Below are 13092 nucleotides of genomic sequence, written 5' to 3' on the forward strand. Positions count from 1 at the left end.
GTCTTCGGCTTCCTTCCCAGGGGGAGGGGAACTTGCACTCCCCGCCCGCCGTGTACGGGGACGGCCGTGGTGGGGCGATCGGTCGGAACCCGGGCCGGGCCGGCACGGGCGAACGGGAAGGCCCCGTCACCGGCTGGCAGGCCCTCCGACGTCCCACCACCTCCTCACCTTGAGGAAACCGCAGCGCGGCGGCCTTCGGTAGGGGATGTGGATAACTTCCCCGGGCCGCTCGGCCGAGGCCCAGCGCCCACGTGAGCCGGGTCCGTCCCTCGTCGGAGGCCCGCCCCGATGCTCAGCCAGGGGCGTCCGGGGAGCGGTTCCCCTGCCGGAGGCGCGCGCCCGGTATTCGGCCAAGGGTGTTCGGGGAGCGGCCTCATCATCGGAGGCCGCCCCGCTGCTCAGCCGACGCCGAGGGCGCGCAGGCCCGCCGTGGTGGCAGCGGCGGCGACGATCACGACGAGGAAGGGCGCGCGCAGGACCAGGGCCAGGACTGCGGCGCCCAGGCCGCCCATCCGCGCGGTGTCCCAGGCCAGCGCCTGGCCCTCGCCGCGCAGGGCCTCCACCGCGATCAGCGCGGCGAGCAGGGCGAGCGGCACCGCGGTGGCGAACCGCCGCAGCCACGGGTTGTCGAGGAGCCGCCGCGGAGCGGCCAGGCCCGCGTACTTGAGCAGGTAGCAGCCCGCGGCGGTGGCGACGAGCACGGTCCACAGGGTCATGGCCGGACCTCCCCGCGCTCCGCCTCGGACCGCCGGTCGCCTTCCTCGCTGGGCAGGGCCGGGCCGCCCTCCCCGGCGGCGGGACCGATCAGCGCCACGAGCGCGGCCGAGGCGGCCAGCAGCACAGGGACGCCCGAGGGCAGGAACGGGGTGGACGCCAGGGCCAGACCCGCGCCCAGGCCCGCGATCAGCCACGTGCGGGCGCCGCCCTCCCGCAACCGGGGCCACAGCAGCCCCAGGAAGACCGCCGGACCCACCGCGTCGAGCCCGAACGCGCTGATGTCACCCACGCGCTCGGTGGCCAGTGCCCCGGCCAGGGTCGCCACCACCCAGGAACCGCCCAGCACGGCGTAGGTCGTCACGAACGCCGTACGCGCCGACGCGCGGTCCGGCTGGGCCAGCGTCACGGCCGTGGTCTCGTCGATCACCCCGTGCGCGGCCAGCGCCCGTCGCGCGCCCCGCCAGCCCAGCACGTCCGCCAGGCGCAGCCCGTACAGGGTGTTGCGGGCGCCCAGGAGCAGCGCGCCCGCCGCCCCGGCGACCAGGCTGCCGCCACCGGCGATCACCCCCACCAGGGCGAACTGGGAGGCTCCGGTGAACATGAACAGGCTCATGAAGACGGACTGCGCCGGGGACAGACCGGCTGCCACGGCGGCGGTGCCGAACGCCAGGCCGGCGGCGCCCACGGCGACGCCGATCCCCACGCTGTCGCGCACCGCGGGTGTACGGAGGACGGAGAAGGATTTCACCCGCCCCACGCTAGGAAGGCCGACCGCGCGGTGTCTTGAACGTTCTTGCCGGGCCGCCGCCCACCGCTGACCGCCCGCCGGTCGCCGCGGCCCGCTCCCGTCGGTGGCCGGAAGGCGCCGGCCCGGCCGTCAGGACAGGAGAAGGGTGGCGGGGATACCGGCACCGGCCCCGTGCGAAGGGACCGTCCGGAGACGGCCCTCCCCGACTCCGCGGACGTCCCGCCACCGCCCCGCCAGCGGCTCAGGTGGAGAGCAGGGCGCGCTGGTAGGCCACCGGAGGAACCCCCAGGTGGCGCTTGAAGTGGCGGGTCAGGTGCGGCTGGTCAGCGAACCCCACCTCCACCGCGACCTCGCCCGCCCGCCGCCCGGAGGCCAGCAGCGCACGGGCCCGGTCCACCCGCAGCTGGTTGAGGTAGGCGTGCGGCGGCAGGCCGTGGACGGCGCGGAAGGCCCGCGACAGCGCGAACGGGCCGATGCCCAGTCCGGCCGCCAGCTCCTCCAGCGTCGGCGGGTCCACCAGGCGCCCGGCCAGGATCCGCCGGGCCCGCTCCACCTCGGGGCGGGCCGCGTGCCCGGCCGGTCCGGCCGCCCGTTCGCGGCCGTGGGAGCGCAGCAGCATGCCCAGGCCCTGCCGGGCCAGGGAGGAGGCGGTCAGGCGGTCGCCGTTCTCGGCGGCCACGTGCGCGGTGGCCAGCACCCGGGCGGCCTCGGGCGCGTGGATGCCGGACTCGGTGAACGCCGGGGTCCCGCGCATGCCCAGTTCGCGGGCGATGCCGGACACCACCTCGGGCAGCGGGTAGAACACGCGGTAGCTCCAGCCCTCGGGGACCCCGGCGTGGCCGGTGTGCACCTCCCCGGGGCCGACCACCGCCAGTCCGCCCGGCCCCACACGGGCACGTCCCCGCCCGTGCGTGTACTCCTCGATGCCGTCGGTGATCACCCCGATCGTGTAGGTGGGGTGGGTGTGGCGGGTGAAGGCGGTGGTGACGAAGCGAGCGGTGAGCAGTTCGGTCTCGGGCAGCCCGGAGAAGCGCCAGTAGCGCGCCCGCTCCGCGCGCGGGTCCTCGATCCGGGGGTGAACGTCTCCGGGCATGCCCATCGCTCCAGGTTAGGCAGTGCGCCGCGCGGGGCCGCCACGGACCTGCGCGGGCGCGGTCGGAAACGCCGCCACGGGTCTCGGGGAGGCGCGGGGGACGCCGCCACGGGTTTCGGAGGGAGGTGCCCGGGTGCCGCCACGGGCTTCGGTGAAGGTGCCGGGGCCGCCGCGTCACGGGCGTGCTCGGGCGCGGTCGGGAACGCCGCCACCCGCCTTCGTGGAAGCCGCCGCGGCCGAGGTCCTCGTGCCAGGCACCGGAAACGCCGCCCGGGGATTGGACGCGTACACCGGAGGCAGGACGGGCACCGGTTTCGGCGCAGGTGCGTGGAACGGCGCGGGAACCGGGAACAGCGCGGGTACCGACCGCGCCGGTCGGACGTCTCCCGGTGGCCGGGGGCGGCAACCACGATGCGTGTTTCGCCCCGTCATGGGACTAATCTGCCTGCATGACTACGACCGAGATCCGCCTGGCGCGGGACGAGCGCGACCGCGCCGCAGTGTTCGTCATCCGGGGAGCCGTGTTCGTCGCCGAGCAGCAGGTGCCCGTGGAGGAGGAGTGGGACGTGCGCGACGCCACCGCCGACCACCTCCTCGCCCTGGACGGCGGCATCCCCGTGGGCACGGTCCGCCTCGTGGACCTGGGCGGAGGCGTGGGCCTCCTCGGCCGCCTGGCCGTCCTGCCCAAGGGACGCGGCACCGGGACCGGCGCCGCGCTCGTGCGCGCGGTGGAGGAGCGGGCCCGCGAGCGCGGGCTGACCAAGGTGGAGCTGCACGCACAGACCCACGCGCTGGGCTTCTACGCGCGTCTGGGCTACGCGGCCTACGGCGAGGAGTTCCTGGACGCGGGGATTCCGCACCTGCACATGGTGCGTGAGCTGGTCTGACGCCGCCGAGCGTGCCGCCCGTCTCCGCGCCGTGTGACAGGGAGCGCACGGCCCGGCCCCGCCTCGCCGGAATACGACCGAGTAGGATTCGGTTTGACGGTGGTGCCCCCAGCCGCCCGTGCACACCCCGATCCGACGAGGAACACATGACGGTCAACACGCAGCCGGTAACCGAGCGCCCCGACCCCCGCGCCTTCGGCCTCCCGGTGGTCGAGCAGGCCCAGATCCCCGCCGAGCTGCGCTCCCTCGTGGCCCGCGTCCACGACCTCGTCGACGCCGTCGCCAACACCGAGGCCGACACCGACACCCTGGCCGAGGCCGCGGCCACCGTCGAGGGCGTCACCGGCAGGCTCAACGTCGCCCGCCGACAGATCGGCACCATGGTCCAGCGCGACCTCCAGAGCGGAGACGTCGAGTACGGCACCATCACCAACATCGTCTCGGGCGACACCAACCCCGCCGCCCCGCCGCTCCTGCTGGAGCGCACCCCCGAGGGCCTGCGCGGCGAGGTCACCCTCAACACCGTCTACCAGGGTCCGCCCGGACTCGTGCACGGCGGCTGGATCGCGGCCCTGCTCGACCAGGCCGTCGGCAGCGTCTCCGCGGTCGAGACCACACCGGGGCTCACCGCCAAGCTGGAGGTGAACTACCGCCAGCCCACGCCGCTGTTCACCCCGTTGGAGGTCACCGCGGAGGTGGACCGGGTGGAGGGCCGCAAGGTCTTCGTCTCCGGACGGATCCGCGCCCACGGCGAGGTCACCGCCGAGGCCACCGCCCTCATGGTCCAGGTCAGGATTCCCGAGACCGAGACCCAGCAGGGCTGAGCCGTCAGCCGGTCCACCCGGCCGGAGCACCGCGGGGCGGCCCGCGCCGACAGGCGGGGCCGCCCCGCGCGCGTGCGCGGCCGGTCGCCGTACAGCGCTGCGTCGACCACTGCGGCGGAGCCTCCCCACGCGCGTGCGCGACCGAAGGGGACACGGCCCGCCCGCCCCGGACGCGGGGTGACGCGGCTCCCGCAGGGGAACCGTCGCACCCCCACCGGCGGGTTCGGTAGTATCTCCCCCATGACCCGCCGCTATCACGTGTTTAGCCAGCCGACGACCTCGTCGGCCGCTCTCACGTAGGCGGAACCAGGGGTCGTCGGCAACGGAGCACCAGGGCAGCAGCCCGGTGCTCCTCCTCGTTTTCAGGCGGCCGACGCCCCAGGACACGCTCTCCACGCACCGCGCGCATCCGGCGGGGACGTACGGCCGCACCGCGACCGCGTCCGGCCCGCTGCCGGGACCGCCCCACCCGAGGGAGAACCACCGTGTCCGAGCACCGCACCACCCCGCCCACCGCCCAGGAGCAGATCCGCCAGCTGCGCGGACACATCGACCAGATGGACGCCGAACTGGCCGCCCTCCTCGAACGCCGCGCCCTCGTCGCCGCCCAGGTGCAGCGGCTCAAGCCGGTCGGCTACTTCGCCGGGCGCGACATGCGGCGCGAACGCGAACTGGTCGAGCGCATGGCCGAGCACGCCCCGCGCCTGGGCCCCGACCGGCTCGCCGCCATCATGGACAGCGTCATCAGCGCCGGGCTGGCCGCCGCACAGGAGGAGGCCGTCCGCACCGGGTGACCGCGTCCCGGCCACTGAGGGCACGGCTAGTGGCGGACCACGTCCACCCACACCATCCGGTGGTCGGAGCTGGGGAAGGGGTAGTCGCCGGTCAGCCGGAACAGCGGGTCGTCCACGGTCGGCCAGAACACCCCGGAGGACCGGGCCGGAACGGTCCGCGAGGGCAGCACGTAGTCCACGCGCAGGTTGCCCGGGCCGGGCTCGTCCGCGAAGTCGGCGCTGTCCAGCACCGGGTCGCCCCCGTGCCCGTCGTTGGCCCCGCCCTGGCGTTGGGCCGCGCCCCTGCCGCCCTGGCTGGACGGGCGCACGTCGGTGATCCCCGGGTGCTCCAGCAGCTGGGTGATGGCGTCGGGGTGGCCGTCGCCGTCGTTGGGGTCGGCGTTGAGGTCCCCGGCGATGACGAACGGGGCGCCCACGGGCAGGCCGCCGCGCCGCCCCCGGTCGTCGTAGATGTAGGAGCCCGCGCGCGGGGTCACGTAGTCGGCCCAGAAGCGGATCTCGTCGTGGTTGCGGGCCGCGTTGCGCCTCTCCGGGCCGTCGAAGGCCGGCGGGGTCGGGTGGCTGGCCAGCAGGTGGACCGGGCGGCCCCGGCCCGTGTCGATCGGCAGGTCCCAGTGGCTCTTGGAGGACAGCCGCAGCACCTCCAGGGCCTCGGGGGAGTAGTAGGACTCGCCCGTCTCGGGGTCGGTGGGCAGGAGCGCGCCGGGCATGTCCGCCCACCGGAAGGTCTGGAACGTGCGTACGTCCTCGGTGACGATCGGGTACATCGAGTACACGACCATCCCGTACTGGCCGGGGAACAGCCCGTACCCGAAGGCGTCCTCGGCGTAGGCGGGGCTGCCGGGCTCGGTCACCGCCTCGCCGTCGCCGTTGAGGTCCGCGCCCGAGGCCACGCCGGTGTTGACGGGCGCGGAGTAGACGTAGGGGTACTCGATGGCATCGGCGCCGTTCTGGCCCACGGACAGGTAGTTGTCCTGGAACCGGCGGGGTCCGTTCCCCTCCTCGTCGTAGTCGAACTCGTTGACCAGGAGGACGTCGGGGCGCACGTGCTGGATGATCTCGGCCACGTTGCGCGCCTGCTCGCTGCCGGGGGCGGCCAACTCCTCGGCGAGCACCCCCTGCCCGGGGCGTTCCAGCGCGGTGTTGAAGGTGGCGAAGCGCACCTCGTGCGGTCCCGGCGGTTGGGGGACCGACGGTGACACCTCGGCGGAGGCGGGGGCCGCCACCAGGGCGGACGCGGCCAGGACGAGGGTGGCGGTGGAGGCCACCGGTCTGACCAGCGGACGTGAACGCGGCTTCATGGAGGCATCCTCTCAGCGGGGGAGCGGGGTGGGAAAGGCCGGATCGAGCACGACCGGATCCGGGCCGGGGAGTCCCGGCGGCCCGGTCTGGCCGGTGCGGCCCCGGCCGCGGGAGGCTAGCAGTCCGCGGTGAAGCGGGGGTGGACCCGTGTTGTCCACAGAGGGCGGAGCCCCGAGGGCGTGGGCCTTCGCCTTCCCGCTCTCCTGGTCGCCCGGCCCGAGGGGGTCCCGCCCCCCCGGCCGGGACGTCGCGGGCGAGGGCCCGCGGAACCCTCCGTCACGCCGGAGGCGTCACTCCGTTTGAAACGTTTTGCTCCCCACCGCTCCGGGCTCATCTCCCTCGGACGCAGGGCGGTCGGATATCCCATGTCATCTGGGACTCAGGACCTCCGATCGGGCATAAATCGGTTTAGGAAGGGCCGTTGTCGCACCACTACTCCCCGTGTTACATTCGCGTTGTTTTCGGGAGCGCTCCCATCACATCGACGCATTCGGGCCGCCGCGACAGGCCGGCACCGGACGCGGTGAGGAGTGCCCTTCCCATGCCCCCCAACCCCCCTGCCGCCCGTCATCGGACACGGCGCGGCGCCTGCCTCGCGACCGCACTCGCCACGGGCGCCGCGCTCGCCGCCGTGGCGACCGGCCCCGCCTCCGCCGCCGCTGGCTGCGAGGTCGCCTACACCGTCCAGAACCAGTGGAACGACGGGTTCACCGCCGCCGTGTCCGTCACCAACCTCGGTGATCCCGTCGACGGCTGGACCCTGGAGTGGGACTTCATCGCGGGCGAGCGCGTCACCAGCGGCTGGAACGGCGAGTTCTCCGGCTCGGGGAACCGTGTCAGCGTGGCCGACACCGGGTGGAACGCCGCCATCGCCACCGGAGCCTCGGTCAGCTTCGGCTTCAACGGCTCCCACGGCGGCACCCCGGAAGTCCCCGACTCCTTCACGCTCAACGGCACCGTCTGCACCGGCGGCACCGAGGAACCGCCCGGTGAGGAGCCGCCCGACCCCGAGGACCCGCCCACCACCGGAGAGGGGCGCCAGGTCGAGGAGCTGGACCGCGGTCTGGTGAGCGTGCAGGGCTCGCAGGGCAACCTGGTGAGCTGGCGGCTGCTGGCCACCGACCCCGAGGACGTCGCCTTCAACGTCTACCGGGGCTCCACACGCCTGAACTCACAGCCCCTCACCGGAGCCACCTCCTACCTGGACGGCGGAGCCTCCGCCGACGCCCGCTACACGGTCCGCCCCGTGATCGACGGCCAGGAGGCGGAGGCCTCGGGGGCCTCACTGGCGCTGCGCGCCGGCTACCTGGACGTGCCCCTGGACGTCCCGTCCGGCGGCAGCGGCTACACCTACGACGCCAACGACGCCAGCGTGGGCGACCTCGACGGCGACGGCGAGTACGAGATCGTCCTGAAGTGGGAGCCCACCAACGCCAGGGACAACTCCCAGTCGGGCCGCACCGGCCCCGTACTGCTCGACGCCTACGAACTCAGCGGTGAGCGGCTCTGGCGCATCGACCTGGGACGCAACATCCGCGCCGGTGCGCACTACACCCAGTTCCAGGTCTACGACTTCGACGGAGACGGGCGGGCCGAGGTGGCCGTGAAGACGGCGGACGGCACCGTGGACGGCACCGGCGGGGTCATCGGCGGCGCCGGGGCCGACCACCGCAACGGCGACGGCTACGTCCTGAGCGGGCCGGAGTTCCTCACCATGTTCGACGGCCGCAGCGGGGCCGAACTGGACTCGGTGGACTACGTTCCCGGGCGCGGTGACGTCTGCGACTGGGGCGACTGCTACGGCAACCGGGTGGACCGGTTCCTGGCGGGCGTCGCCTACCTGGACGGCCAGCGGCCCAGCCTGGTCATGGCGCGCGGCTACTACACGCGCTCGGTGATCGCGGCCTGGGACTGGCGCGACGGGCGCTTCACCCGGCGCTGGACCTTCGACAGCGACGAGGCCGGGTCGCGGTGGGCCGGTCAGGGCAACCACCAGTTGAGCATCGCCGACGCCGACGGTGACGGCCGCGACGAGGTCATGTACGGGTCGATGGCCGTGGACGACGACGGAAGCGGGATGTGGGCCACCGGCCACGGCCACGGGGACGCCATGCACGTGGGCGACCTGCTGCCCGACCGCTCCGGCCTGGAGGTCTTCACCATCACCGAGCGCACGGGAGGCGCGGCGGGCGCCTACGTGGCCGACGCCGACACCGGCGGGGTGGTCTGGCGCAGGCCGACCGCCAGCGGTGAGGAGGGGCCGGGCCGGGGCGTGGCCGCGGACGTGTGGCCGGGCAACCCCGGCGCGGAGTTCTGGGTCACGGGCGGCGGTATCAGCGGCATGTACGACGCCGGGGGGAACCGCCTGGGCGTTCGCGCCCCCTCGTCGGCGAACTTCGTGGCCTGGTGGGACGGCGACCCGCTGCGGGAACTGCTGGACGGCACCCGTATCGACGAGTACGGGACCGGTGGCGACACCCGGCTGCTGACCGGCTCCGGGGTCGCCTCCAACAACGGCACCAAGTCCACACCGGCGCTGAGCGGGGACATCCTCGGTGACTGGCGTGAGGAGGTCGTCTGGCGCACCGCGGACAACCGGGCGCTGCGGATCTACTCCACGCCGCTGCCCACCGATCTGCGGATGCCGACGCTGATGCACGACACCCAGTACCGGGTGACCGTCGCCTGGCAGAACACCGCCTACAACCAGCCGCCGCACCCGAGCTTCTTCATCGGGGACGGCATGGAGCCCGCTCCCCGGCCGGAGGTGTACACGCCCTGATTCCCGGGCGGTGCGGGGCCTGGGCGGTCGTGCGGGTGTGCCCGTGCGACCGCTCCGCGCCCGGCGGAGTCCCCTCGGACAAGGGGCCGTCAGAGAAGGGGTCTGTCCGGCAAGGGGGCCGTCAGGGAACCAGCCGTCGGAGAACGGGCCCTCCTCCCGGTCGTGTCCTTCTCCGGGAGGAGGGCCCGTGGTTCTCCGTGCGGTCGCCGTGGGTCTCACAGGTATCTGCGGGGGAGGCCGCACGCCTGGAGCCGTGAAGGGCACAGCCCTCTGAACCCCTGACCCCTTCGAAGCGTCCCTGAAGCACCCCCGGGACGCGCCGAGCCTCCTCCCCGGACACCCGGGAAGGGGGCTCGCGCAGGCCCACAGGGCCACCCGGCTCTACAGGGTCGGCAGGTACCTGTGCAGCTCGTACGGCGTCACCTGGCGGCGGTAGTCGTGCCACTCCGCCTTCTTGTTGCGCAGGAAGAAGTCGAAGACGTGCTCGCCCAGCGTCTCGGCGACCAGTTCACTGTTCTCCATGATCCGCAGCGCCTCGTCCAGGCTCTGCGGCAGCGGCCGGATGCCCAGCGCCCGGCGCTCGGAGTCGGTCAGCGCCCAGACGTCGTCCTCCGCGCCGGGAGGAAGCTCGTAGCCCTCCTCGATGCCCTTCAGACCCGCGGCCAGGATCACCGCGTAGGCCAGGTACGGGTTGCAGGCCGTGTCCAGCGAGCGGATCTCGATCCGGCTGGAGTTGGACTTGCCCGGCTTGTACATGGGCACTCTCACCAGCGCCGAGCGGTTGTTGTGGCCCCAGCAGATGTAGGCCGGCGCCTCGCCGCCCATGCCCGCCGAAGCGGCCGGGTCGTCCCACAGGCGCTTGTAGGAGTTCACCCACTGGTTCGTGACGGCCGTGATCTCGTCGGCGTGCCGCAGCAGGCCCGCTATGAACCCGCGCCCGACCTTGGACAGCTGGAAGTCCGCCCCCGGCTCGTAGAAGGCGTTGCGGTCGCCCTCGAACAGCGACAGGTGCGTGTGCATGCCCGAGCCCGGGTACTGCGTGAACGGCTTGGGCATGAAGGTGGCGTACACGCCCTGCTCCATCGCCACCTCCTTCATCACGAGCCGGAAGGTCATGATGTTGTCGGCGGTGGTCAGCGCGTCGGCGTAGCGCAGGTCGATCTCCTGCTGCCCCGGCCCGCCCTCGTGGTGGCTGAACTCCACGGAGATGCCCATGGCCTCCAGCATGTTGATGGCGTTGCGCCGGAAGTCGTGCGCGCTGTTGTGCGGCGTGTGGTCGAAGTAGCCGCCGGAGTCGTTGGGCTCGGGCAGCTCACCCAGCTCGGGCATCTTCTTGAGCAGGTAGAACTCGATCTCGGGGTGCGTGTAGAACGTGAACCCCAGGTCGGAGGCCTTGCCCAGGGTGCGCTTGAGCACGTGGCGCGGGTCGGCCGACGACGGCGACCCGTCGGGCATGAGGATGTCGCAGTACATGCGCGCCGTGCCGTGCGGCTCGTTGCGCCAGGGCAGCACCTGGAAGGTGGAGGGGTCGGGCTGGGCCAGCATGTCGGCCTCGTAGACGCGCGCGAACCCCTCGATGGCCGAGCCGTCGAAACCGATGCCCTCGGAGAAGGCCGCCTCCAGTTCGGCGGGGGCGACCGCCACGGACTTGAGGTACCCGAGCACGTCGGTGAACCACAGCCTCACGAACCGGATGTCGCGCTCCTCCAACGTGCGGAGCACGAATTCCTGCTGTCGATTCACGATCAACCTTCCTCGATGCGGTCGGTGTCCGGGCCCTCCCGGCGTACGGCGGGGCCGGTTCGGACACGGCCTCCCAGGTCCAGTGTGCCGTGCGGATATTTCCGGGGTATTTCCGCACCCGCCGAGCAGCCTGCCCGGTCCGTCACCCGCACACGCATTATGGCCCGTGAGCGGGCGTTTCCGGTCATCCTCCCGCCGTCGGCGGCGGGCCCCGCCCGGGGCCCGCGGCCGTCCCCGGCGTGAGCGCCCCCGCGCCCCTGCCAGCCGTCTCCGGTGTGTGCGCCTTCGTACCCCGGACAGCCGTGCTCCGTGCCCGGGCACGCCGGTCCTACCGCTCCGGAAACATCCTGCGGCTAGGCTCGGGCCCGTGGCACAGCTCAGAATCGCACTGGCCCAGGTCAACCCCACCACGGGCGACCTGGACGGCAACCTGTCCCTCGTCGTCGACTCCGCGCGCAGGGCCGCCGAGGAGGGCGCCCACCTGGTCGTCCTCCCGGAGATGGTCGTCACCGGCTACCCGGTCGAGGACCTGGCGCTGCGCAACTCCTTCGTGTCGGCCTCGATCAAGGCCACCCGAGCCCTGGCCGCCGACCTGGCCCGGGAGGGTCTGGGAGAACTCCCCGTCGTGGTGGGGTACCTCTCCCGCCGCGAGGGTCCGGGCGCCCGCTACGGCCAGCCCGCCGGGGCACCGCAGAACTCCGTCGCCGTCCTGCACCGCGGCGTCGTCGTCCTCTCCTCGGCCAAGCACCACCTGCCCAACTACGGCGTGTTCGACGAGTTCCGCAACTTCGTCCCCGGCGACACCCTCTCCGTGGTCCGGGTCCGCGGCGTGGACGTCGCCCTGGCCGTCTGCGAGGACCTGTGGCAGGAGGGCGGCCCCGTCACGGCGGCCCGCGCCGCAGGGGTCGGCCTCCTGGTCTCCCTCAACGGCTCGCCCTACGAGCGCCACAAGGACGACGTGCGCCTGGAACTGTGCCAGCGCCGCGCCCGCGAGGTCGGCGCCGCCCTGGCCTACGTCAACATGGTCGGCGGCCAGGACGAGCTGGTCTTCGAGGGCGACTCCCTGATCGTGGACTCCGAGGGGGAGCTGGTGGCCCGCGCGCCCCAGTTCGCCGAGACCCTCCTGGTGGCCGACCTCGACCTGCCCGAGGCCGGACCGGCCCCGGACGGCCCGGGCGCGCGGGTGGACGGCCTGCGCGTCATGCGCCACACCGTCTCGGCCGACCCGGTCGCTCCTTACCCGCCGCGTGCGGCCACCGTCACCCCGCGGCCCGACCCGCTCTCCGACACGGGCGAGGTCTACCGCGCCCTGGTCACCGGTCTGCGCGACTACACCGTCAAGAACGGCTTCGGCTCGGTCCTGGTCGGCGTCTCGGGCGGCATCGACTCCGCGCTGGTGGCCACCATCGCGGTGGACGCCCTGGGCGCGGACCGGGTGCACGGCGTGCTCATGCCCAGCGCGCACTCCAGCGACCACTCGGTCGGCGACGCCGAGGAGCTGGCGCGCCGCCAGGGCTTCGCCACCCGCACCATCGCCATCGCCCCGGCCGTGGAGGCCTTCACCCGGTCCACTGGGGAGGCGGGCGTGCCGCTCACCGGCCTGGCCGCCGAGAACCTCCAGGCCCGCGTGCGCGGCACGCTCCTGATGGCGCTGTCCAACGAGGAGGGCCACCTGGTCCTGGCCACCGGCAACAAGAGCGAGGCGGCCACCGGCTACTCCACGCTCTACGGCGACTCCGTGGGCGGGTTCGCTCCCATCAAGGACTGCTGGAAGACCCTGGTCTGGGAGCTGGCCCGCTGGCGCAACGAGGAGGCCGTCCGGCTGGGGCAGACCCCGCCCATCCCGGAGAACTCCATCTCCAAGCCGCCCAGCGCCGAACTGCGCCCCGACCAGCTGGACACCGACTCCCTGCCCGACTACACACAGCTCGACGCCGTCCTGGACGCCTACGTCGGCACGGACAAGGGGGAGGCCGAACTGGTCTTCGCCGGATACGACCCCGAGCTGGTGCGCCGGGTCATCCGCATGGTGGACCGCGCCGAGTACAAGCGCCGCCAGTCCGCGCCGGGCACCAAGATCAGCGCGCGCAACCTCAGCCGGGACCGCCGCGTGCCCATCACCAACCGCTGGACGGTCTGAACCGCGTTTCGCCCGCCCCTCCGGTGCGCCCGCACCGGTCCCGGAGCACGACCCGCGGCGCG

10 protein-coding genes are annotated in these 13092 nt (G+C 73.4%); 5 read left to right on the forward strand and 5 right to left on the reverse strand.

Features of this window, described 5'->3' with window-relative positions; all coding sequences use genetic code 11:
- Window positions 1-398 precede the first annotated feature (398 nt).
- The 3 genes from UIS43_RS26350 to UIS43_RS26360 form a co-directional block, all read right to left on the reverse strand.
- The gene (locus UIS43_RS26350) at window positions 399-716 is read right to left on the reverse strand and encodes an AzlD domain-containing protein (RefSeq protein WP_013151967.1); all 318 of its coding nucleotides are present in this window, start codon (window positions 714-716) and stop codon (window positions 399-401) included.
- On the reverse strand, window positions 713-1465 hold the full coding sequence (locus UIS43_RS26355; protein WP_370011990.1) for an AzlC family ABC transporter permease: 753 nt from the start codon (window positions 1463-1465) through the stop codon (window positions 713-715). The genes UIS43_RS26350 and UIS43_RS26355 overlap by 4 nt, the downstream gene beginning before the upstream one ends.
- Before the next feature lie 241 nt (window positions 1466-1706).
- Complete coding sequence (locus UIS43_RS26360) at window positions 1707-2558, reverse strand: AraC family transcriptional regulator (protein ID WP_013151969.1); 852 nt, start codon at window positions 2556-2558, stop codon at window positions 1707-1709.
- A gap of 449 nt (window positions 2559-3007) precedes the next feature.
- Here UIS43_RS26360 and UIS43_RS26365 point away from each other — a divergent pair, with 449 nt between their 5' ends.
- The 3 genes from UIS43_RS26365 (at window position 3008) to UIS43_RS26375 (ending at window position 5063) form a co-directional block, all read left to right on the forward strand.
- Window positions 3008-3445: a GNAT family N-acetyltransferase gene (locus UIS43_RS26365; protein WP_013151970.1), complete on the forward strand. Its 438-nt coding sequence runs from the start codon at window positions 3008-3010 to the stop codon at window positions 3443-3445.
- Between the two features lie 146 nt (window positions 3446-3591).
- Window positions 3592-4269, forward strand: a complete 678-nt coding sequence (locus UIS43_RS26370) for a PaaI family thioesterase (protein ID WP_117198828.1) — start codon at window positions 3592-3594, stop codon at window positions 4267-4269.
- 485 nt (window positions 4270-4754) lie between these two features.
- Window positions 4755-5063, forward strand: a complete 309-nt coding sequence (locus UIS43_RS26375; RefSeq protein ID WP_013151972.1) for a chorismate mutase — start codon at window positions 4755-4757, stop codon at window positions 5061-5063.
- Between the two features lie 26 nt (window positions 5064-5089).
- On the opposite strand, the gene UIS43_RS26380 is transcribed toward UIS43_RS26375, so the two are convergent.
- Window positions 5090-6364, reverse strand: coding sequence for an endonuclease/exonuclease/phosphatase family protein (locus tag UIS43_RS26380; protein ID WP_013151973.1), 1275 nt, complete (start codon window positions 6362-6364; stop codon window positions 5090-5092).
- 542 nt (window positions 6365-6906) lie between these two features.
- Here UIS43_RS26380 and UIS43_RS26385 point away from each other — a divergent pair.
- Window positions 6907-9147: a cellulose binding domain-containing protein gene (locus UIS43_RS26385; protein ID WP_370011992.1), complete on the forward strand. Its 2241-nt coding sequence runs from the start codon at window positions 6907-6909 to the stop codon at window positions 9145-9147.
- A gap of 381 nt (window positions 9148-9528) precedes the next feature.
- On the opposite strand, the gene UIS43_RS26390 is transcribed toward UIS43_RS26385, so the two are convergent.
- On the reverse strand, window positions 9529-10890 hold the full coding sequence (locus tag UIS43_RS26390) for a glutamine synthetase family protein (RefSeq protein WP_013151975.1): 1362 nt from the start codon (window positions 10888-10890) through the stop codon (window positions 9529-9531).
- Between the two features lie 367 nt (window positions 10891-11257).
- Here UIS43_RS26390 and UIS43_RS26395 point away from each other — a divergent pair, with 367 nt between their 5' ends.
- Window positions 11258-13030 (forward strand): NAD+ synthase, encoded by a 1773-nt coding sequence (locus UIS43_RS26395; protein ID WP_370011995.1) that lies wholly within the window; start codon window positions 11258-11260, stop codon window positions 13028-13030.
- Window positions 13031-13092 lie beyond the last annotated feature (62 nt).

Source organism: Nocardiopsis sp. LDBS0036 (assembly GCF_041228755.1).
Taxonomy (GTDB): Bacteria; Actinomycetota; Actinomycetes; order Streptosporangiales; family Streptosporangiaceae; genus Nocardiopsis; species Nocardiopsis dassonvillei.